Genomic DNA, 21,657 nt, shown 5'->3' on the forward strand with positions numbered 1-21,657 from the left:
TAACGACTTGATGCTTTCTTCGACGGGTGTGGCGTCGGTTGCCACACCCGTTTTTTTTCGTCTGGAGAAAACGCTTTATGAAGATTGTTTCTCGCGACCAATGGTTCGAAGTGAAATCGCTCAGTGACGGCATCCGCCTGATTCACGAGCCGTACATCCGGCCTTTCTACCGCTGCAACCTCTGGCACATCCAGGGCCGCGACAAAGACCTGCTGCTGGACAGCGGCTCGGGCCTGGTCAGCCTGCGCGAGCAACTGCCGTGGATCACCGAACGGCCGCTGGTGGCAGTAGCCAGTCATTGCCATTTCGATCACATTGCCGGTCATCACGAGTTCAACGAGCGCCTGGTGCATCCGGCCGAGGCGGACATTCTCGCCGCGCCGGATGGCGACAACGACTTGAGCAAAGCCTTTGTCGGCGACGACATGTTCGAGGCGCACCCTGATTGCCCGCTGTGCTACGCCGAGTACCGGGTAAAAGCCGCACCGGCCACAGGGTTTATCGAAGATGGAGATGTGCTGGACCTGGGCAATCGAGTGTTGCAGGTCGTACACACACCGGGACACTCGCCGGGTGGCATCTGCCTGTACGAAGCCGCCACCGAGACCTTGTTCAGCGGCGACATCATCTACGACGGCCCGCTGATCGAAGACGCCTACCACTCCAACCTCGATGACTACGCCCGCAGCCTGCAACGGCTGCACGCGCTGTCGATCCGCACGGTGCATGGCGGGCATTTCGGCAGTTTTTCCGGAGAGCATTTGCGCAGCATGATTGACGAATGGCAGCGCTCACACGGCTAAAGCCTGCTGTACTCAGCGGCAGGGAGAACAACTCCCATTTCCTCGAAGAACGATCATGAAAGAAGCTGCCGTTCGTGCTGTCGTACATCGCTACATCAGCCGCCTGCTGAAAGGTCGGGATGACTTCGACAACAACGCCAGCCTGGCGCAATTGGGATTGGATAAAGAAGATATCGAAGAGCTGATCTTCCATCTGGAAGATGAACTGGGTGTAACGGCGTTTACCGTGGAGGAAGACCGGATGCTCAAGACCGCCACGACGGTGAATGACTTGAGCCGGTTTTTGCTGGAGATTGGGCGGGATTGAGGCTGATCGTCAACGACCTGAATCGTGGCGAGGGAGCTTGCTCCCGCTCGACTGCGCAGCAGTCGCATAACCTGCAATCAAATGACCTGCTAAAACTCAATGACTATTTGGGGCCGCTTCGCGGCCCAGCGGGAGCAAGCTCCCTCGCCACAGCAAGCTCCCTCGCCACAGAAGGCCCCTTATCAGCCAGATAGCATCAGCCGTTACCGGCGACGTTGCTGGCGTCGGCGCTGTTCGTCGTCAGTACGAACAGGCACGGGTTGCAGAGGCGGTTCGATCAAGCCGAGAGCGACGCCCAGGTCATGCAGCCAGTTTTGGATCTTCTCTTTCATGATGCCCCCTTCAGGGTAGTGCCGAGCGGCCAAAATTCTGTAGCCCCTTCGCACTGATAATAGTCCGAAGTCCTACGCAATGCTCGTGCAAAGTCGCAATGATCTGTTACTGAATCCATCACAATCAGCCTGTGTTCAGGCAATTTCCTGCGCCGGTACCCGTGTCGGCGGAAAAACCGCCTGTTGCTGCTCGATCCAGGCATTCAGGTTGGCCCCGACCATGCCCTTGCGCCACATCAGCCAGGTGGTAGCGCTGGCAAACGGTTCGGCCAACGGATGCACCGCCACACTCTCACGGCCTGGCAGGCTGGCGAGCATCGACTCCGACATCAACGCCACACCCGAACCCGCAATCACACACGCAAGCATTCCCGGATAGGACTCGATCTCCATCGCCCGGCCCATGGCCGCATGGTCATGGGCGAACCAGGCCTCCAGGCGCATACGGTAGGAGCAGCCCTGGCGAAAGGTGAACACCGAACGACCTTGCACATCCAGCGCGCTGTGCACGGGTGGATGATCGGCCTCGCTGATCAGCACCAGGCGTTCGTCGCACAAAGGCACGCCGTCGAGCCCGGCCAGCTCCATAGGGCCATCCACCAGCGCCGCATCGAGTCGGCCGGTGAGCAGGCCTTCGAGCAATTCACCGCTGGGGCCGGATTGCACTTGCAGGTTCACCGCCGGATACAACCGGTGGTAACGCGCCAATAGCCCCGGAAGGTGAATAGCAGCCGTGCTGTACATGGTGCCGAGCACGAAGTCGCCCGCCGGTTGCCCGCCCTGCACGGCCGCACTGGCTTCATCGCGTAAGGCAAACAGCTTGGTGGTGTAGTCCAGCAGGACTTTTCCCGCAGGCGACAACTGCAAGCGCTGACGCTCACGCAGGAACAGTTCGACACCCAGTTGCTCTTCCAGCTGTTTGAGCCGGGTCGACAGGTTCGACGGCACACGATGCAACCGTTCGGCGGCCCGGGTTATGGACCCTTCCTCCGCCACCGCCTGGAAGATGCGCAATTGGCTGAACTCCACAACATTCTCCAAATCAGAACAAGTTACTCACTATTATTCATTTTTAAAGAAAGTCAATCAGTCCTAGCCTGACGGTCATTGATCCTCCAAACGGAATCCAGACCATGTCTCCCCTGATTCGCTTATCCGCCAGTTTCATTGCCTTGATGATGGCCATGGGCATCGGCCGTTTTGCCCTGACACCGCAACTGCCGCACCTGCTCAGCGAAGGCCAGATCGACCTGACCGCCGCCGGGCTGATTGCCGCCGCCAACTATCTCGGTTATTTCATTGGCGCGGTGGACGCCATGTTCTCCCGGCGTCCCGCACAAGTGCGCCGGCGCTTGCTCGGCGGATTGTGGCTCTGCGTGCTGCTGACCCTGGCGTCATTCTGGGCCAATGGTTTCTGGTCGCACCTGCTGCTGCGCTTCGGCACCGGCGTGGCCAGCGCCTGGGTGCTGGTGATGATCACCGCCCTGAGCCAGCCGCTCGCGGCAGCGGCTGGTCGTCCTCGGCTCGGTGCCCTGGTCTTCGCCGGACCGGGTTTGGGGATTTTCCTGACCGGTTTATTGGCCTTGGGCTCAAATCTGTTGGGCCAGACATCCGCCACCTTGTGGCTGGTGTACGCCGCCGCAGGACTGGCGATGCTGCTGGGGATTCTGCCGCTCCTGCCACAACCGGGCACAGGCGCGACCGCTGCGCCCAGCGCCAGCGCGTCGAGTCATCAAGGCATCGCTCGCCTGGGCTTGATCTATGCCTTGTACGGATTGGGCTACATCATTCCGGCGACCTTTTTGTCGCAAATGGCCAACGCGCAATTCCATGGCCAATGGCAAGCCGATCTGTTCTGGCCTTGCTTTGGCCTCGCGGCGGCAACCGGCGTGGTGCTGGTGAGTCTGCGTCGGCAAAAACCTGACGCCACGCGTCACTGGCTGATGGCGACGTTATGGCTGCAAGCTGCTGGCGTGTTCGCCTGCCTGCTGGGCAACGGGCCAGGCCTGGCGTTGGGTGTGATCCTGTGCGGCACGCCGTTCCTGGCCTGCATGCAACTGGTGATGCAACGCTCCCGGGAGCTGGCACCCCACGCCACCCAGCGCAATGCCGGCCTGCTGACGGCCTGCTTCGCCGTGGGCCAACTGAGCGGGCCATTGCTGGCGGCGCTGAGCAGTCATTTCAGTGGCGGCTTGCAGCCGGCACTGGTGGTCGCCGGCTGCTGCTTGCTGATCGCCGGCGGTCTGTTGATCGCGCCGGTCAGTGCTGCCCGAGGGCTTTGCGCAAACGACGACGCAACCACTGCTCAGCGCTGACAAACGTGATGCCCGCCAATACCAGCACTGCACCGATGATGAAGTTCAGGCTCAGCGCCTCGCCTAGCAGCACCACACCGAACGTGACGCCGAACAACGGCGTCATGAACGAAAACACCGCGAGGTTAGCCGCCAGGTAACGGCGCAACAGCCAGAACCAGATGAGGTAACTGAAGAACGACACGACCACGCCCTGAAACAGCACACTGGCCACTGCCACGGTGGTCAGGCTGACATGGGTGATCTGGCCGCTGAGTAGCGCAATCAACAACAGACCGAAGAAACCGACAATCAACTGATAGAACAGCGTCAGGGTCACCGGCGCCTCCGACAGGCGCGAGGCGCGCACCACCACGGTGGTCGCACCCCAGGCGGCACCCGCCAGCACACCCAGGGCATCACCCATCAACATGCGGTAATCAAGGTTGTCCCAGGACACGCCCCCGGCAAACGCGATGGCAATCCCGATAAAGGCCAGGACAATCCCCAGCCATTGCAAGGGTCGCAAGCGCTCACTGGGCAGCAACCAGTGCACCCCCAACGCAGTGAAGATCGGCGCGGTGTAGAGGAACACCGACATGTGCGCCGCCGTGGTCAGTTGCAGGCCTTCGGAAATGAAGAAGAATTCCAGGCCGAACAAGGCGCCGGCCAACAAGCCGCCCCGCCAGGTTGTACCCACCTGGTTCCAGCCGCCCTTCCAGCAGATCAACAGCCCGACCAGCAACGCCGACATGCCGGAACGTCCGGCCGCCTGCATCACCGGCGCAATATCGGCCGCCGCCCACTTGATCATCACCTGCTGAACGCCCCAGACCAGGCACAACCCGACCATCACTTGCAGGGCAAACCCGTCGGCGCTGCGCCGGGTGGCGCTCACCGGAACACCTCGAAGACACAATCCATGGCAAAGACTCGGCAGTAAAAGCAAAGCCCCGGCCTTCTCGTTGAAAAGAAAACACCGGGGCGAAAAATCATGCTGTCGATTATTAACCAGAAGGCCGGAAAATGCCGCCTGCCAGAGACCTTCACTTCTCTGCTTGCGCCATCCAGGCCCTCTGTATTGTCAGGCAATCAACTCAGTTCGATACGGTCGGCATGAATGACAATCTGGCCATTCTTGTACAACGCGCCAATGGCCTTCTTGAAGTTGCCCTTGCTGACACCGAACAGGCTGCTGATCAACGCCGGATCGCTCTTGTCGCTGACCGCCAGGGTGCCGTTGTTTTCACGCAACTTGGCGAGGATCTTCGAGTTCAGGCTGGTGGCCGCTTCCTGACCGACCGGTTGCAGGCTCAGGCTGATCTTGCCGTCGGCGCGAACTTCCTTGATGAAACCCTTTTCTTCTTTACCGGCGCGCATGAACTTGAAGATTTCGTTCTTGTGGATCAGGCCCCAATGCTTGTTGTTGATGATGGCCTTGAAGCCCATGTCAGTGGCTTCGGCCACCAGCAGATCCACTTCCTGACCCGCGGTATAGTTGGCCGGGGTCTTGTCCAGGTAGCGGTCCAGGCGTGCGGTCGCGGTGATGCGACGGGTGTGCTTGTCGAGGTAGACGTGCACCACCACATACTCGCCCGCCGTCATCTGACGTTTCTCTTCGGAGAACGGCAGCAACAGGTCCTTGGGCAAGCCCCAGTCCAGGAATACGCCGATGCTGTTGACTTCAACAACTTTCAAACTGGCGAATTCACCGACTTGAACTTTCGGCTTTTCAGTAGTTGCGATGAGTTTGTCATCGCTGTCCAAATAAATAAAAACGTTCAGCCAGTCTTCATCTTCGGTAGGAATATCTTTTGGGATATAACGATTAGGCAGAAGGATTTCGCCATCCGCGCCACCGTCCAGATATAAACCGAAGTTAGTGTGTTTAACCACTTGCAAACTGTTGTAGCGCCCGACTAAAGCCATGTCCAATACCCTCATTGCGTGGGCGGCATTCTACCCGGTTTTAAGCGTCGCGTTTGGCACCCGGCCCGGTGGCACGAGAAAATCCTCTGAAGACCTCAATTTTCCTGGGTTTGTATCGCACGCCTGGCCGCTCGTCAGACCGATCCGGGCATTTACGCCACGCCCAGGCCAGCGTAATGCGGTATTTTCCCAGGCAATGTTCTTATTTAAAACAGCGGCTTAGACGCATATTTCGAATACTGGCCGCTGACTAATTACCCAGACCTCACGAGTATTGCCAGGGGATATTTGCCAAGCAATTATCAGGTGTTTCCTGTACGATGCCTGGCCAAGTTAATTTTCTACAGGTTAATGGCCGCCATGCGCGTAAAAGCATCCACCAGCAAAGCAAAGCCAGCTCCAGCCGTCGAAACCAGCGAATCGATCAACAGCCAGATCGCAGCGTTCCTCAAGTCCGGCGGTGAAATCCAGCAAATTGCCAAAGGCGTCAGTGGCCAGACGTTCGGCCCGTCCAAGCAGATCACCCTGGGCAAAAAGTAATCCCCTCGCGTCACCTGGTCCCAAAGCGCTTTGAGCTTCGAAGCGCTTGGACTGGAACCCTCGCTTTCCCCCCCTCCGCCATTCCTTCAAACCCTGTGAAAATCGACGCTCTGCCTTCATTGCCGATCATTCACCGGTATCCTTGCACGCGTCTGGATCAAGCGTTTCAATGAGCCCACCAGCCCGCCTCGCTGTTCATGAAATGACACATGTTCAAACCTTCCTGTTTGTCGGCTGAACTGCCAGGCTCATCCTGGGTTCACATGAGAATCAGACCCGAAGACTGGCTTTCGCAAGGATTCGCCCATGTCCCGCTGGTTTAAACATTTCGCCATTGTGCTCACCGTTGCCCTCGCCCTCGGCGCGTGCAGCCGCATGGGCCTGGCCTACCGCAATCTCGATGTGATCATCCCGTGGACGCTCAGCGACTACCTGGACATGAACGGCGAGCAAAAGAGCTGGTTGAACGAACGCCTGAAGGAACACCTGAGCTGGCACTGCACCACCCAATTGCCCGGCTACCTCGACTGGCTGGACCGTCTGCAAACCATGATCGCGACCAACCAGGTCACCGATACCGCATTGCAGGCCCGCGCCCACGAAGCCGAACAAGCGATCGCCGAGACCGCGCGGGAAATCACCCCGTCGGCCATCGAGTTGTTACAAGGGCTGGATGACAAGCAAGTCGCCGAGATGAACGAAGCCTTTGCCAAGGACCAGCGCAAACGCCAGGAGGAATACCTCAAACCCTCCCTCGACCAGCAGATCAAGGAGCGCGGCGAGCGCATGGAGAAGCGCCTGAAGGACTGGCTCGGGCCACTGAGCGCCACCCAGCGACAGCGGGTAACCACATGGTCCAACGCCTTGGGCGACCAAAACACCCAGTGGCTTGCCAACCGTGTCCACTGGCAAAAGCAGTTCAGCGCGGCCGTCGCCCAACGCCAAAGCCCACAATTCCCACAACGAATCGAGACACTTCTGGTCAACCGTGAGAGTTTGTGGACACCCGCCTATCGCCAGGCCTTTGCCAACACCGAAGCTCAGGCACGTTCGCTGTTCGTGGATCTGATGGCTGAAAGCACGCCGGCTCAGCGCGAGCGTTTGCTGAAAAAGATCGAGGGAGTGCGCAAGGACTTCAGTGACTTGAAGTGCTTGAAAGCGGCGAAACAAAGTTAAGCCCAACACAATGCCAATGTGGGAGTTTCTATGGTTGAGGAAAAACCCTCAACCTGCTTTTGGTTGGTATTCGCTCTGCCCCTTCAGCCGGGCATTTGCTGACGACCGACCGGCGGTATGTCGAATTCCACGCAAGCCAAACGACTAGGCTGTGTAACTCACCTCCCCGCCCCACGCAGGAGAAAACAACATGAACATTCAGAATCATCCCGTCGTGTCGCGGGAAGAATGGCTCGCCGCACGCAAACAGCACCTTGCCCACGAGAAAGCCTTCACCAAGGAAAGGGACAGACTCAGCGCCGAACGCCGCGCCCTGCCCTGGGTGAAAATCGACAAGGATTACCGCTTCCAGGGGCCAAGCGGCGAATTGAAACTGGCCGACCTGTTTGGCGGCCGCAGTCAGTTAGTCATCTACCACTTCATGTTCGCCGAGGGCTGGGACGAGGGTTGCCCCGGTTGCTCGTACCTCAGCGATCACATCGACGGCGCCAACCAGCACCTCGCCCACCACGACATTGCAGTGGTGGCGGTTTCCCACGCACCGTTTGCCGAATTCCAGGCCTTCAAACGGCGCATGGGCTGGAAGTTCGACTGGGTGTCGTCAGCAGGATGCGACTTCAACTACGACTTTGGCGTCACTGCCCGAGCCGAAGACGTCGCCGCCGGAAAGGCTACGTACAACTACGAAAAAACCGACGGCTCCGAGGAAGAACTCCCCGGTCTCAGCGTGTTTTATCGCAATGACGCCGGCGAAATTTTCCATACCTACTCTACTTATGCCCGGGGCCTGGACCTGCTGGTCGGCGCCTACAACTACCTCGACCTCACGCCCAAGGGCCGCAACGAGGAGGAGATCATGGAATGGGTGCGGCATCACGACAAATATGAGGAACAGGAGAAGTCGAGCTGCTGCCATAGCGGTTAGCCCCAGACACCGAGGCGCGGCCTTCGCGGGCAAGCCACGCTCCCAGCCCCCTGTGGGAGCGGGCTTGCCCGCGAAGAGTCCCGACCATTCAACACAAAATCCCCAGATAAGTAACAAGGCCAAGACAATGAACGTCACCCTCAAAACCCTGCCCCCCGCCCGCGTCGCCTATCTGCGCTACACCGGCCCCTACGGCCCGGAAATCGGCACCTTCTGGCGCGAAACCGTTGCCCCGTGGATGATCGAAAACAATCTGCTCAACCGCGTGCGCTACGGCATCGGCCACGACGACCCGAGCGCCACGCCAGCGCAATACTGCCGCTACGACGCCTGCGTCGAAGTGCCCGCCGACTTCGAACCCAAATACCCGTTCGCCGTCACCCACCTGCCCGGCGGCCGCTACGCCGTCGCCGAATTCACGGGGCCAGCCAGTGAAATTCCAGCCGGCTGGTGCGAGATGTGCACGCAGTGGATGCCGCAAAGCGGCCTGGAATACGACCAGCGCCCTGGGTTCGAACGCTATCCGACAGAGACATCCTACGATGAAGAGACCGGGGTGATAGCGCTGCAGATGTGTATTGCGGTGAAAGGCTGATCGAGACGGGCATCCCAAGGCCGACCATACGTTTGACTGAACTTCCCCCCGAATAGTGTCAGTTGATTGATCAGCGCTTGAAGGAACTGGAATCGGCAGAAAAGAAAACTGAGAGTTGATACACATCAGACATAAAAAAACCCGGACATTGTCCGGGTTTTTCGTGGGGCACTTACAACGACTTATTCAGCCGCTGGCGCTTCCGGCTTGCGGCGCTTGAGCGGGGCCATGCCGTCCTTGCTGACCAGGGAATCGCTCTTCGGCCGGTTGACGCTCTTGCGCTTGGTCGGGGTCTTGGCGGCAGTTTTTTTCTTGTCGCCCTTGGCGTCGGTCTTTTTCTTCTTCACGCCGACGGCTTTGCCCGAGGCCTTGACCTTTTTCGGTCCGCCGTAGGTGCCTTTGACTTCCTTGATGGTACGGCGCTCGAAGCTCTGCTTGAGGTAGCGCTCGATGCTCGACATCAGGTTCCAGTCGCCGTGGCAGATCAGCGAGATGGCCAGGCCATCGTTACCAGCGCGGCCGGTACGACCGATGCGGTGCACGTACTCGTCGCCGCTGCGCGGCATGTCGAAGTTGATCACCAGGTCCAGACCGTCGACATCCAGGCCGCGGGCAGCGACGTCGGTGGCCACGAGGATTTTCACGCCGCCCTGCTTCAGACGGTCGATCGCCAGTTTGCGATCCTTCTGGTCTTTCTCGCCGTGCAGCACGAACGCTTTGTATTCCTGCGCCACCAGGCGGCCGTAGATACGGTCGGCCATGGCCCGGGTGTTGGTGAAGACGATGGCCTTCTGGTAGGTCTCGTTGGCCAGCAGCCAGTTGACGATCTGTTCTTTGTGCTGGTTGTGGTCAGCGGTAATGATCTGCTGGCGGGTGGTCTCGTTCAGCTGACTGACCGCATTGAGCTGCAAGTGCTCAGGGTTGTTCAAGACCTTGGCGATCATCTCGCGCAGACCCGAACCACCGGTCGTAGCGGAGAACAGCATGGTCTGCTGACGGTTGGTGCACTCGTCCACCAGACGCTGCACGTCCTCGGCAAAGCCCATGTCGAGCATGCGGTCGGCTTCGTCGAGCACCAGTACTTCGACTTCCTTGAGGTCGAGGTTGCCGGCGTTCAGTTGCTCGATCATCCGGCCCGGCGTACCGATCAGGATGTCCGGCACCTTGCGCAGCATCGCAGCCTGAACCTTGAAGTCTTCGCCGCCGGTGATCAGGCCGGACTTGATGAAGGTGAACTGCGAGAAGCGTTCAACTTCTTTCAGCGTCTGCTGGGCCAGTTCGCGGGTCGGCAGCAGGATCAGGGTCTTGATGCTGACGCGGATTTTCGCCGGGCCGATCAGACGGTTGAGGATGGGCAAAACGAATGCAGCGGTTTTGCCGCTACCGGTTTGCGCCGTCACCCGCAGGTCACGCCCCTGGAGCGCCAGCGGAATGGCCGCGGCTTGCACAGGCGTTGGCTCGACAAATTTCAGCTCGGCCACGGCTTTGAGCAGGCGTTCGTGCAGGGCGAATTGGGAAAACACGGGTGCTACCTCGAAGAAATGCAAAAAAACAGCTGCATAGGGTAACGGTTTCGAGCGCGTAGGCCGAGTTTCTTTATACAAATGGCGGTAAACAGTTGGTTTTTTGTTGCCTGATTTTTCCTCAAACGTAATACAAAGCGTCTTAAATGCTCTAATCACCCCTCGCGCCCTACAGAAGAATCGTTTTTAACCATGGATATCAAACAGCTCTGGATCAACGCCCTGGACCTTTGGGGCGCCCTCGACCAGCACCCGCTCGTGCATTCCAGCCTGGCATTGCTGCTGTTGCTGGCCATTGCGCTGTTCCTCGGACGGGTGGCGCGCTACCTCATTCTGCACGCGGCCAAAATGCTCGGCCGCCAGCCGGCCTTGCACTGGGTCAATGATTTTCTACAGAACAAGGTGTTCCATCGCCTGGCGCAGATCACGCCATCGCTGGTGATCCAGTTCGGTCTCAATCTGGTACCGAACCTGAGCAAGACCAGTCTGGGTTTCCTCGGCAACGTCGCGCTGTCCTTCACCTTCCTGTTTCTGCTGCTGGCGGTCAGCGCCCTGCTCAATGCCCTGCTGGACATCTACGCCCGCACCGAGCACGCCCGCACCCGCTCGATCAAAGGCTATGTGCAACTGGCGAAAATGGTGTTGTACGTGTTTGGCGCGATCGTCATCGTCGCGACCTTGATCGACCGCTCGCCGCTGTTGCTGCTGTCGGGTCTGGGTGCCATGTCGGCGGTGATTCTGTTGGTCTACAAGGACACGCTGCTGTCGTTTGTCGCCAGCGTGCAGTTGACCAGCAACGACATGCTGCGGGTCGGCGACTGGATCGAAATGCCCCAGGTGGGCGCCGACGGCGATGTGGTGGACATCACCTTACACACGGTCAAGGTACAGAACTTCGACAAGACCATCGTCTCGATTCCAACCTGGCGCCTGATGTCCGAGTCGTTCAAGAACTGGCGCGGCATGCAGGCTTCCGGTGGCCGCCGGATCAAACGCAGCCTGTTCATCGACGCCAGTGGCGTGCGCTTTCTGCGCGACGAAGAAGAACTGAAGCTGTCCCAGGTGCACTTGCTCACCGACTACATGAGCCGCAAACAGGCCGAACTCAAGGCCTGGAACGAAGCCCAGGGTAACGTCGCGGCCCTGTCGGCCAACCGTCGCCGGATGACCAACATCGGCACTTTCCGCGCCTATGCGCTGGCCTACCTCAAGAGTCACCCGGGGATCCAGCCGAACATGACCTGCATGGTCCGCCAGATGCAGACCACGGCCCAGGGCATTCCGTTGGAGATCTACTGTTTTACCCGCACCACGGCGTGGGCCGACTACGAGCGGATCCAGGGGGATATTTTCGATTACCTGCTGGCGGTGCTGCCTGAGTTCGGGTTGAGCCTGTATCAGCAGCCGAGCGGAACGGATTTGCGTGCGGGGATACTGCCGGCAGTGCTGGGCGCGAGCCATCTACCCGAACTGAAAAAGACGCTATGAAACACTGCAACCGCCATGTGCGACCTGTTCATCAGCAAACGTAGGCGACACCAAGGCTATATCGGTATACTCGATCCTTTTGGCAGATGCATCGAACAATGCTCAATTCCATTCAAACATTACGCGCGCTCGCTGCATGGATAGTGGTCTTCCACCACTACATGCAGTTAGTCCATAACTTTCAACTAACCGATCCGGTGTCCGTTTCGATGCAACGGTATGGTGCCATCGGCGTAGATTTGTTTTTTGTCATCAGCGGCTTTGTGATTTACCTTTCCGCTACCGGCAAAAAAATTTCCCCTGCAACATTCGTCCGCCATCGATTAGCAAGAATTGCCCCCGCCTATTGGATGTTTACCTGTATCACTGCAGTGACATTGATTTTTTTACCCGGTTCGGTACCTCTGACACTCTATGAGCCCGTATTTCTGCTGAAAAGCCTGTTTTTTATCCCCGCACAGAATCCATCCGGAATCGGTTTTTATCCATTGATGACGGTTGGCTGGACACTCAACTATGAGATGGTGTTTTACGCCGTCTTTCTGGCGAGCCTGTTTTCCCCTGAAAAGTTCAGAGTACCCACGATCATTCTTGGCATTTTCCTGCTATACAAGGCGCTGCCGCACCTTGGCGGCGGCTTTGTTTTCTACCAAAACCCCATTGTGTTTGAATTTACATTCGGAATAATCATTGCGTACGCGTACCAAAAAAACCTTGTAAAACGTATCCCCTTGGTTCCAGCACTGATAATGGCAGTGGCCGCCCTCGGAGTTATTATCCACTACGGTCAGACGGCTCACTCACCATGGAAATCGGGACTACCTTGCGCTGCCATTTTACTTGCAGCGCTATCTCAAGAACGCTTTTTCTCTAGAATCGAACTGATCAATAAACTGGGCGATTGGTCATACTCGACTTACCTATGTCATGTACTGGTTATGTCCTACATGATAAAGATCCAACAAACACTAAACCTCAGCCACCTCACCACGCTGGCAATGATTCTTGGGCTGATCACTGCAATATCGGCATTGAGTTTCAACCTCATTGAAAAACCGATATCCAGATGGGTCAAGACACACGATAAAAGCACAAACGTAGTACCTTCCGGCGCTCCAAACCAAGGGCAAAACAACTGAATAACTTTTCAACGCCGGGCAAACGGTCGCTCTAAATTCAAAAGTTTAAGCTTGCCCGTGCAGTAAATGCCGGATGCGCACCTCTACGCCATCAGCCTGGAAACGTCGCGCCGCCGCCTCGATCTTGCGTTCGGCGCGGGTGACGCGTCCGTGGTGGCGCAAATGACCGACCCAGGACTCATCGAAAAAAAACTCGCACCACAACCGCGGATTCTCGCTGTCCTGCACCAGCCCCCAGGAAAACGAACCGTTGCGCTGCCGCATCCGGCGCACCGCGTCCATCGCCCTGACAAACGCCTGGGTATGTTCCAAAGGGATGTCATATTCCAGGATCACCATGACCGGCCCGCGCTCGTGATCAACACCTTCGGCCAACAACGGTTGTGGCCAATGCAGTGATGGCGCGAGGTCCTCTGCGACCCGTTGCGGTAACGCGACACGCCAGGTCAGGATGACGCCCAGCGCCAGCACCGTGCCTGCGGCACTGAGGGCGATGCTCATTGAACTCTGGCTGGCGACCCAGCCCCAAAGCAATCCGCCCAGCGCCATGCTGCCGAAGAACATCAGGATGTACACTGCCAGCGCCCGGGCTCGCACCCAGGCCGGCACCGAGGTTTGCGCCGCCACCTGAAAATTCGACAGGACGGTGATCCAGGCCGCGCCACTGATCAACATCACCGGAATCAGCAGATAGAAATCCCGCAGCCACGCCAGGGCAAACAACACGATGGCGTAAATCAGGCTGGCGCCAGCTACCAGACGGTCTACCGCCAACTGTTGACGCAACCTTGGCAGCCACATGGCGCCCAATACCGCGCCAACGCCGACGCTGCCCAGCAACACACCGAATTGCGCCGCACTGCCGTGCAACTCGCCGCGCACAATCAGCGGTAGCAACGACATTCCGGCACTGGCGCCGAAGAAGAACGCCAGAGTCCGGATCAACACCCGTTGCAATGGCCGGGCACTGCGCGCATAGCGCCAGCCAACCCGCATTGCGCTGAACAGCCGCTCAGCCGGCAAGACCGCCACTTTCGCCTCGCGCCGCCAGAGCCAGAGCACTGCGATCACACCGAAAAACGACAATGCATTGAGTGCGAAAGTCGCCCACGGCCCCACCAGACTTACCAGCACGCCGGCAATGGCGGGGCCGACCGCTCGGGCCAGATTGGTCCCGACACTGCTTAAGGCAATCGCCGCTGGCAACTCGTCACCGGGCACCAGTTCCGGGGTCAGGGACGACCAAGCCGGCATCATCAACGCCGTACCGGTGCCCATGGCCAGGGTCAACAGCAGCAACAATGGCACGGTCATCAACCCGCTCAGGGTCAGCAGTGCCAACAACAACGCCACGCCGGCCATCCAGCCTTGCACCATCAACAGATAACGACGCTTGTCGACAATGTCGGCCAACGCACCCGCCGGCAAGGCGAGAAAAAACATCGGTGCCGCACTGGCGACCTGCACCAGCGACACGGTCATCGGACTGGCCGACAACGAGGTCATCAACCATCCGGCGCCGACCTCATGCATCCAAGTGCCGATGTTCGAGGCAATGCTCGCCAGCCACAGTCCACGGAAAATCCCGTGTTTCAAAGGACTCCACGGTGAACGGTTAGCGGAACTGACAGTACTTTCGCTGGGCTGGCTCATGACGGTTCCCTGATCACGACGACTGTGGGCTTAACAACAGAACAATTGTGGGAGCGAACTTGCGATGAGGGCGTGTCAGTCAACCCAAGTGTCGTCTGACATTCTGCTATCGCGAGCAAGCTCGCTCCCGCAGGGATAGCATCTAATTCAACATTGGCGGCTTACTTGACCTTCCGCTGCGATGCCTTGTGCACCATGGTGTAAGCGTAATCCACGCCCACGCCATACGCGCCGCTGTGTTCCATCACCGCCTCATAAGTATCCTAGTGCGCCCAGTTACGCTGGTATTCGAGTAATGCTTGTTGCCAGATCACCGGCACCACGCCGACTTGAATCATCCGTTGCACCGACATGTCGCGGACTTCTTTGCTGGTGCCACCGGAATCGTCGATGACTATGTAGACCTCGTAGCCTTCGACCAGGGTTTCCAGAGTCGGGAAGGTCAGGCAGACCACCAACCAAGACATCCCACTGGAAATCTACTGCTTTACTCGTACCGTCGCTTGGGTCGACTACGAGCAGATTCAGGGGGACATGTTTATGACTACTTGCTGGCAGTCCTGGGCGCAGCCATATTCCCGAGCCGGAAAAACACATCATGTAATACCGCAATTCCCTGCGGCAGCTCCTACACCGGTTTTTCGGCGCGTTTGAGGAATGGCGCTGACCCGATCATAAATGATCAAGAACCCACTTTTGAACTGCAGGCGTGTCGCTTATATCGCCACTAAAAACAAATTGCGGATCATAACTTTGATTATTTCCTCGTGCTCGGTCTCTCCATACCTTTAACGGCAGCCAAAACTGCGCACCACTCGGTAGTGTTTGAGAGCCTATATCAATATAAAGTGTATCGCCGCTCGTTGATAACCCTAAATGGACAACCCCCGGAATTGCAAGAACAACGTCCGCAAAGTCGAGACAGGCACTCGCGCAAAATGAGTCAGTAACCAGCGCAATCTTACCTTTAAAACCCTGGGCATTGACGCCTCTCGAACCCTCTTGATCGACCGAGGAAGTGCTGGGCTGACGCAACCAGTCTTTCTTTTCGTGAAGTGCGAGTTCCATCGACCTGGTTAAACCAAAAACAAATTTATAAGCTTCACTATCTTTTCCATAATCACTCCCCATGGTAGCAAGTGCCTTATTTAGCGTTGAGAGTGCAAAAGGAGAAACGCGCCACATCGCATACGCACGAGATGGCTCGCCCAAGCTTTTTAACAATTGCGAGCCGAACAGAGCAGAAAGTATTTCAGCGCCAACCAAGCTGTTACCGCCGCGATTGCCTCGTGTATCAAGCACAACCAGCTTGGCATCATTGATGCTTTTGATGGCCTCAAGCATTTTATCAAGGGAAGCATTATCGGCTGCTGACGGCATGAAATTTGAGACATGTATCCAATATCGTCCGCCTCCCAGATTCTGGAGCGCTTGGGGTGGTTGAGGTTGGCGCAGGAAAGCCTCCAATTGTCCGGAATCTTCTTGCCATAACAAAGTAAAGTTTTGTCTTGTTCCATTTGGAAGAGCAACCAAACAGCTTTTTGACAAGTCCTTCGCCAGAACGGGATAGTTGGCATCATCGACAGTTAACTGCTGAGCCAAATGCAACCAAGTGGACTGCAGATTAAGTCTACGATCAACATATGGAGATATTTCACTTTCCAGTTTCTCGCGGACCGATTTGTTATCACACGATATAACCTCGGAATCTATCGGTGGTAGCGGTACAGGCCAATTTTTAGCGACGTGCTTTACAACGAAACTCTGACCTCGCATATCCAAAATGAAACCTGCCCAGGAAGAACTCCCTTTATCAGGTTGATTCAGCCCTACGTGTCCATCCTTGAAGCCCGCGATGTAAAAATCAAGCACGGCTTGAGAGTCTTTCCTTGAGTTGACGCGTTTGGACAGCTGAATTGCTTCCAAATAACCCCGCTCAACCCAGTCTGTAAAAGACTCATTATTATCATCTATAGCACCCGGATGAGAATCAACTATCAGTTGCCGAATACCAGAAAGATCATTAACAGTTAGCTCTCTCCAATTTTTTACAGGCGCTTCACCAGCCAACACAAAAGGCGACAACACAACAAAAAAAAGTATCAGGCATAAGCTTTTAAGGGGAAAGGCATTAGCATTACAAGTCATTTAAAACACCAAAAAAAGCAGACAAATGATGATCACATTGATCTCATCTGATCATTGCGCGCCTGATGCTCAACCGACTGATCCACACCGCCAGCAAAATCACCGAACCACCGAGCAACAACCGCCCCAGTTCTTCATGTTGGTTCCAGATCAGCAAATTGATCAGCAACCCCACCGGCACATGCAGATTGTTCATCACCGCCAAGGTCCCGCCGCTGACCAGGCACGCGCCTTTGTTCCACCAGTAGAGCCCCAAAGCGGTCGAGACCAGGCCGAGGAACAGCAGCACGCCCCATTGCAGCGGTGCTTCGGGCAGGAAGTTCTGTTTGCCGAACAACAGAAACGCCGGCAACGCCACCGCCAGTGCGCCAAGGTAGAAATAACCGAAGCGTCGGTAGTGCGGCAGATCGCTCGGGTGGCGGGCCACCAGGTGCTTATAGAGCACCTGCCCGGCGGTGTAGGTGAAGTTGGCCAGTTGCAGCAACAGGAAACCCATGAAGAAGTCCGGGTTGATCCGGTCAAAGCGAATTACCGCCGCCCCCGCCACCGCCACCAGCGCCGCGACCAGGGCCCAGGGATTGAAGCGACGATTCAGTGCATCTTCAATCAGGGTCACGTGCAACGGCGTGAGGATGGTGAACAGCAACACTTCCGGCACCGTCAATACGCGAAAGCTCAGGTACAGGCAGACGTATGTCACACCGAACTGCAACGCGCCGATCAGCAGCATGCCGCGCATGAACGCCGGTTCCACCGAGCGCCAGCGGGTCAGAGGAATGAACACCAGCCCCGCCAGCAGCACACGTACCAGTACTGCGAAGTAACTGTCGACATGACCGGCCAGGTATTCGCCGATCAAACTGAAGGAAAACGCCTGGATCAGCGTGACAAAAAGTAGATAGCCCATGCTCGCCTCATTTCGAATGGCGGCGACGATAGCGGGTTTTGCTACTGATCGCGAACGCTAAACCAACACAAAAACTGTGGGAGCGGGCTTGCTCGCGAAGAGGGAGTGTCAGTCGACATAAATGTGGGATGACACACCGCTTTCGCGAGCAAGCCCGCTCCCACAAAGGTTGTGTGTCCGCTCAAAAAATCCCGGGCAAAAAAAAGCCCGATCTCGCTAAAGCGTTCAATCGGGCCAGAGCACTCAGGAGCAAAAAGTGCGAAGGGAGGTTCGATGCGCGTGCAGGCTTGAAGGGTTGCGCCAGATCACTAGACCATCCAGTGATTATCTGGCGATTAACGGGTCAGGCCACTTGCGAAAGCTTGGCGTTCGCCTGGTTCAGGCCTTTCTCCTGGAACTCACCGCCCAGGTTCATGCCTTCGGCGTGGATGAACGTCACGTCGTGGATACCGATGAAGCCCATGACCTGACGCAGGTACGGTTCCTGGTGATCGGCGGCGCTGCCCGCATAAATGCCGCCACGAGCCGTCAACACGTAGGCGCGCTTGCCGCTGAGCAGGCCTTGCGGGCCGGTTTCGGTGTACTTGAAGGTCACGCCGGCACGCAGCACATGGTCGAGCCAGGCTTTCAGGGTGCTGGGAATCGCGAAGTTGTACATGGGCGCGGCCATGACCAGTACATCGGCGGCGAGCAATTCGTCGGTCAACTGGTTGGAACGCTCCAGGGAAGCCTGTTCGATGTCGCTGCGCTGCTCGGCAGGTTTCATCCAGCCACCCAGCAGGTTGATGTCCAGGTGCGGTACCGGCTTGACGGCCAGGTCCCGGACGGTGATCTGGTCATTCGGGTGAGCCGCCTTCCACTGGCTGATGAAGGTCTGGGTCAGTTGACGGGAAACCGAATCTTGCTGACGGGCACTGCTTTCGATGATCAGAACGCGGGACATGGGATGTAGCCTCCATCTGAGAATGCTGTAGGTCGATGGAGTGAAGGTTAAACAGAGTCATATCGATGAAAAAGCGCAAATAATTGCTATAACCCATCAATAAATTCGTTTATAAGCTCAGCATACCTGTGGGAGCGGGCTTGCTCGCGAAGGCGGTGTGTCCTTCAACGTTGATATCGACTGACACGGCCTCTTCGCGAGCAAGCCCGCTCCCACAGGAGATTGCTGTCATTTCGGGGTGCAAGTCAGCTCGATGCGCAGCTTGATGATGTTGCGGCTGAACTTGACGGTGGCATTTTTGTGCTTGCCGGCCGGTACGTCGATCTTGCGGGTACGCGGTGCTTCCGGGCCATTGATGAAAACGGCCTTGCAGCTTGCATCGACGTCGCCGTAGTTGGCCACCTGAATGGAGCCGATGTCGTTATCCGTGTCGTAGGTCTGGTAATCGATCTTCATGCCGTTGAGGTCTTTCTTCACATCGATCGGGTAAGCCATCGCCGTCAGCGGCAGCAGCGCCAGCAGCACACAACAGAATTTTTTCATTCAGCAGCCTCCAATAAGGGCTGCCAGCTTAGGACAAGAGGAGCTCAACATGAAAGCGCCCCGCGTGACCCTTGATCAATGGCGAACGCTGCAAGCCGTGGTCGATCACGGTGGATTCGCCCAGGCCGCCGAGGCGCTGCATCGCTCGCAATCGTCGGTCAGCTACACCGTGGCACGCATGCAGGATCAGCTCGGCGTGCCGTTGCTGCGCATCGACGGACGCAAAGCCGTGCTGACCGAAGCTGGCGGCGTGCTATTGCGCCGCTCCCGGCAACTGGTGAAACAGGCCAGTCAACTCGAAGACCTGGCCCATCACATGGAACAGGGCTGGGAAGCCGAAGTTCGCCTGGTGGTCGATGCCGCTTACCCAAGCGCCCGCCTCGTCCGCGCCCTGACCGCATTCATGCCGCAAAGCCGTGGCTGCCGGGTGCGCCTGCGTGAGGAAGTGCTGTCGGGCGTGGAGGAAGTGCTGCTCGAAGGCGTGGCCGACCTGGCCATCACCGGGCTCAGTATTCCCGGCTACCTGGGCGCGGAGTTGAGCGACGTCGAGTTCGTCGCGGTCGCCCACCCGGAACATCCCCTGCACCGCCTCAACCGCGAACTGAACTTCCAGGACCTGGAAAGCCAGATGCAAGTGGTGATCCGCGATTCGGGCCGCCAGCAACCACGGGACGTCGGTTGGCTCGGTGCCGAACAACGCTGGACCGTCGGCAGCCTGGCCACCGCCGCGACCTTCGTCAGCAGCGGCCTGGGTTTTGCCTGGCTGCCCAGGCACATGATCGAACGGGAACTCAAGGAAGGTACGCTCAAGCTGCTACCGTTGGATCAGGGCGGTAGCCGCAACCCGAGCTTTTACCTGTATTCGAACAAGGACAAACCGCTCGGGCCGGCCACGCAGATTCTCATCGAACTACTGCGTACGTTTGACACCGCACCACTGGACGCACCGTTCGCCGCCCCCGAACAAGCCTGACACGGAGTGTATGCATGGCCTATTTCGAACACGAAGGTTGCAACCTGCACTATGAGGAATATGGCCACGGCACGCCGCTGTTGCTGGTCCACGGTCTCGGCTCCAGCACGCTGGACTGGGAAAAACAGATCCCGGCACTGGCCACCCGCTACCGGGTGATTGTTCCTGATGTACGCGGCCACGGCCGCTCCGACAAGCCTCGCGAGCGCTACAGCATCGCCGGCTTCAGCGCTGATCTGGTCGCGCTGATGGAGCATCTGAACCTTGGCCCGACACATTATGTGGGACTTTCCATGGGCGGCATGATCGGCTTCCAACTGGGCGTGGATCAGCCACAACTGCTGAAAAGCCTGTGCATCGTCAACAGCGCCCCCGAGGTCAAACTGCGCAGCCGCGACGACTATTGGCAATGGTTCAAGCGCTGGAGCCTGATGCGCTTGCTGAGTCTGGGGACTATCGGCAAGGCCTTGGGCGACAAGTTGTTCCCCAAGCCCGAGCAGGCAGATTTGCGACAAAAGATGGCCGAGCGCTGGGCAAAAAACGACAAACATGCTTATCTCGCCAGCTTCAATGCCATTGTGGGCTGGGGGGTCCAGGAACGACTTTCGAAAGTCACCTGTCCAACCCTCATCGTCAGCGCCGACCGTGACTACACACCGGTAGCGCTGAAGGAAAGCTACGTAAATCTGCTGCCCGATGCGCGGCTGGTGGTGATCGCCGATTCACGCCACGCCACGCCGCTGGACCAGCCGGAACACTTCAACCAAACACTGCTGGATTTTCTGACCGCAGTCGACACCACCACTCAGGATCACTGACCCATGCTGAAAAAAATCGCCCTCGCCGCAGGCTCCGTCCTGTTTGCCGCCAACCTGATGGCCGCGACGCCGGAAAAGGCCCCGCACGTGCTGCTGGAAACCACCAACGGCCAGATCGAAATCGAACTGGACCCGGTCAAGGCCCCGATCAGTACCAAAAACTTCCTTGCGTATGTCGATAGTGGTTTCTACAACAACACGATTTTCCACCGGGTGATTCCGGGGTTCATGGTCCAGGGCGGTGGTTTCACCCAGGCCATGCAGCAAAAAGACACCAAAGCACCGATCAAGAACGAGCACAACAACGGCCTGGTCAACGTTCGTGGCACCTTATCCATGGCCCGTACCTCGGTGCCTGACTCGGCCACCAGCCAGTTCTTCATCAACGTCAAGGACAACGACTTCCTTGACCAGGGTGACGGCTACGCGGTGTTCGGCAAAGTGGTCAAAGGCATGGACGTGGTCGACATCATCGTCAATTCGCCAACCACCGTTCGTAGCGGCATGAAGGACGTGCCGGCCGACCCGGTGTTCATCAAGTCGGCCAAGCGCATCGACTGAGACTAAGCTGGACAAGGATGTCCGAGCCGTTGCCGGTGTTTGCCGGCAACGCTCAAAACG

22 protein-coding genes and 3 pseudogenes are annotated in these 21,657 nt (G+C 57.6%); 13 read left to right on the forward strand and 12 right to left on the reverse strand.

Annotated elements, in window-relative coordinates; all coding sequences use genetic code 11:
• Positions 1–77 precede the first annotated feature (77 nt).
• Positions 78–803 (forward strand): MBL fold metallo-hydrolase, encoded by a 726-nt coding sequence (locus AC07XF_RS23240; protein WP_495028346.1) that lies wholly within the window; start codon positions 78–80, stop codon positions 801–803.
• A 55-nt stretch (positions 804–858) separates the two neighbouring features.
• Positions 859–1,110 carry an acyl carrier protein gene (locus AC07XF_RS23245; RefSeq protein WP_495028347.1) on the forward strand — a complete coding sequence of 84 codons (252 nt, stop codon included), beginning with the start codon at positions 859–861 and terminating at the stop codon, positions 1,108–1,110.
• Positions 1,111–1,313: 203 nt separating this feature from the next.
• Here AC07XF_RS23245 and AC07XF_RS23250 read toward each other — a convergent pair whose 3' ends face one another.
• A complete protein-coding gene (locus AC07XF_RS23250; RefSeq protein ID WP_007972508.1) occupies positions 1,314–1,442 on the reverse strand; it encodes a PA1414 family protein in 129 nt (42 codons plus the stop codon).
• Positions 1,443–1,577: 135 nt separating this feature from the next.
• A complete protein-coding gene (gene ptrR / locus AC07XF_RS23255; protein ID WP_495028348.1) occupies positions 1,578–2,471 on the reverse strand; it encodes a putrescine utilization regulator PtrR in 894 nt (297 codons plus the stop codon).
• A gap of 104 nt (positions 2,472–2,575) precedes the next feature.
• Between ptrR and AC07XF_RS23260 the strand changes: the two genes are divergently transcribed.
• Positions 2,576–3,757: an MFS transporter gene (locus AC07XF_RS23260; protein ID WP_495028349.1), complete on the forward strand. Its 1,182-nt coding sequence runs from the start codon at positions 2,576–2,578 to the stop codon at positions 3,755–3,757.
• Here AC07XF_RS23260 and AC07XF_RS23265 read toward each other — a convergent pair.
• Entirely contained in the window at positions 3,702–4,634 is a 933-nt protein-coding gene (locus AC07XF_RS23265) for a DMT family transporter (RefSeq protein ID WP_204934755.1), read from the reverse strand. The genes AC07XF_RS23260 and AC07XF_RS23265 overlap by 56 nt on opposite strands.
• A gap of 194 nt (positions 4,635–4,828) precedes the next feature.
• Complete coding sequence (locus AC07XF_RS23270; protein WP_495028350.1) at positions 4,829–5,665, reverse strand: CvfB family protein; 837 nt, start codon at positions 5,663–5,665, stop codon at positions 4,829–4,831.
• A gap of 351 nt (positions 5,666–6,016) precedes the next feature.
• On the opposite strand from AC07XF_RS23270, the gene AC07XF_RS23275 reads away from it, so the two are divergent.
• From AC07XF_RS23275 to AC07XF_RS23290, 4 genes are all read left to right on the forward strand, one after another.
• Entirely contained in the window at positions 6,017–6,205 is a 189-nt protein-coding gene (locus AC07XF_RS23275; RefSeq protein ID WP_015096330.1) for a PFL_1563 family small protein, read from the forward strand.
• Positions 6,206–6,511: 306 nt separating this feature from the next.
• Positions 6,512–7,381, forward strand: a complete 870-nt coding sequence (locus tag AC07XF_RS23280; protein WP_495028351.1) for a DUF6279 family lipoprotein — start codon at positions 6,512–6,514, stop codon at positions 7,379–7,381.
• Positions 7,382–7,571: 190 nt separating this feature from the next.
• Positions 7,572–8,306 carry a DUF899 domain-containing protein gene (locus AC07XF_RS23285; protein ID WP_495028352.1) on the forward strand — a complete coding sequence of 245 codons (735 nt, stop codon included), beginning with the start codon at positions 7,572–7,574 and terminating at the stop codon, positions 8,304–8,306.
• A 127-nt stretch (positions 8,307–8,433) separates the two neighbouring features.
• Positions 8,434–8,901 carry an AraC family transcriptional regulator gene (locus tag AC07XF_RS23290; protein WP_495028353.1) on the forward strand — a complete coding sequence of 156 codons (468 nt, stop codon included), beginning with the start codon at positions 8,434–8,436 and terminating at the stop codon, positions 8,899–8,901.
• Between the two features lie 182 nt (positions 8,902–9,083).
• Here AC07XF_RS23290 and AC07XF_RS23295 read toward each other — a convergent pair whose 3' ends face one another.
• Positions 9,084–10,424, reverse strand: coding sequence for a DEAD/DEAH box helicase (locus AC07XF_RS23295; protein WP_495028354.1), 1,341 nt, complete (start codon positions 10,422–10,424; stop codon positions 9,084–9,086).
• Positions 10,425–10,616: 192 nt separating this feature from the next.
• Here AC07XF_RS23295 and AC07XF_RS23300 point away from each other — a divergent pair, with 192 nt between their 5' ends.
• Together AC07XF_RS23300 and AC07XF_RS23305 are read left to right on the forward strand one after the other, a co-directional pair.
• Positions 10,617–11,912 (forward strand): mechanosensitive ion channel family protein, encoded by a 1,296-nt coding sequence (locus AC07XF_RS23300; RefSeq protein WP_495028355.1) that lies wholly within the window; start codon positions 10,617–10,619, stop codon positions 11,910–11,912.
• A 98-nt stretch (positions 11,913–12,010) separates the two neighbouring features.
• A complete protein-coding gene (locus AC07XF_RS23305) occupies positions 12,011–13,051 on the forward strand; it encodes an acyltransferase family protein (RefSeq protein WP_495028356.1) in 1,041 nt (346 codons plus the stop codon).
• A 45-nt stretch (positions 13,052–13,096) separates the two neighbouring features.
• On the opposite strand, the gene AC07XF_RS23310 is transcribed toward AC07XF_RS23305, so the two are convergent.
• Positions 13,097–14,704 carry an MFS transporter gene (locus AC07XF_RS23310; RefSeq protein ID WP_495028357.1) on the reverse strand — a complete coding sequence of 536 codons (1,608 nt, stop codon included), beginning with the start codon at positions 14,702–14,704 and terminating at the stop codon, positions 13,097–13,099.
• A 161-nt stretch (positions 14,705–14,865) separates the two neighbouring features.
• Positions 14,866–15,165: pseudogene (locus AC07XF_RS23315) on the reverse strand (cysteine hydrolase family protein); the annotation flags it as partial.
• Between AC07XF_RS23315 and AC07XF_RS23320 the strand changes: the two are divergent.
• Positions 15,152–15,435, forward strand: a pseudogene (locus AC07XF_RS23320) (hypothetical protein); the annotation flags it as partial. The pseudogenes AC07XF_RS23315 and AC07XF_RS23320 overlap by 14 nt on opposite strands.
• On the opposite strand, the gene AC07XF_RS23325 reads toward AC07XF_RS23320, so the two are convergent.
• The 5 genes and pseudogenes from AC07XF_RS23325 to AC07XF_RS23345 all read right to left on the reverse strand — a co-directional run bounded on the left by AC07XF_RS23325 (position 15,377) and on the right by AC07XF_RS23345 (position 19,245).
• On the reverse strand, positions 15,377–16,852 hold the full coding sequence (locus AC07XF_RS23325; protein ID WP_495028358.1) for a S41 family peptidase: 1,476 nt from the start codon (positions 16,850–16,852) through the stop codon (positions 15,377–15,379). The pseudogene AC07XF_RS23320 and the gene AC07XF_RS23325 sit on opposite strands and share 59 nt — an antisense overlap.
• Before the next feature lie 43 nt (positions 16,853–16,895).
• Positions 16,896–17,759 carry a carboxylate/amino acid/amine transporter gene (locus AC07XF_RS23330; RefSeq protein ID WP_495028359.1) on the reverse strand — a complete coding sequence of 288 codons (864 nt, stop codon included), beginning with the start codon at positions 17,757–17,759 and terminating at the stop codon, positions 16,896–16,898.
• Positions 17,760–18,102: 343 nt separating this feature from the next.
• Complete coding sequence (locus AC07XF_RS23335) at positions 18,103–18,702, reverse strand: FMN-dependent NADH-azoreductase (protein WP_495028360.1); 600 nt, start codon at positions 18,700–18,702, stop codon at positions 18,103–18,105.
• Positions 18,703–18,825: 123 nt separating this feature from the next.
• Positions 18,826–18,918 (reverse strand): annotated as a pseudogene (locus tag AC07XF_RS23340) (metal ABC transporter ATP-binding protein); the annotation flags it as partial.
• Between the two features lie 12 nt (positions 18,919–18,930).
• Positions 18,931–19,245, reverse strand: a complete 315-nt coding sequence (locus AC07XF_RS23345; RefSeq protein ID WP_116262284.1) for a 3-phosphoglycerate kinase — start codon at positions 19,243–19,245, stop codon at positions 18,931–18,933.
• A 49-nt stretch (positions 19,246–19,294) separates the two neighbouring features.
• Here AC07XF_RS23345 and AC07XF_RS23350 point away from each other — a divergent pair, with 49 nt between their 5' ends.
• Genes AC07XF_RS23350 through AC07XF_RS23360 form a run of 3 tightly spaced genes read left to right on the forward strand, consistent with a single transcriptional unit; the run spans position 19,295 to position 21,597 of the window.
• A complete protein-coding gene (locus AC07XF_RS23350; RefSeq protein ID WP_495028361.1) occupies positions 19,295–20,218 on the forward strand; it encodes a PA3225 family LysR-type transcriptional regulator in 924 nt (307 codons plus the stop codon).
• Positions 20,219–20,232: 14 nt separating this feature from the next.
• Entirely contained in the window at positions 20,233–21,036 is an 804-nt protein-coding gene (locus AC07XF_RS23355; protein WP_495028362.1) for an alpha/beta fold hydrolase, read from the forward strand.
• Positions 21,037–21,039: 3 nt separating this feature from the next.
• Positions 21,040–21,597, forward strand: coding sequence for a peptidylprolyl isomerase (locus AC07XF_RS23360; protein ID WP_495028363.1), 558 nt, complete (start codon positions 21,040–21,042; stop codon positions 21,595–21,597).
• Positions 21,598–21,657 lie beyond the last annotated feature (60 nt).

This window comes from Pseudomonas sp. GW821-FHT01C01, assembly GCF_059422645.1.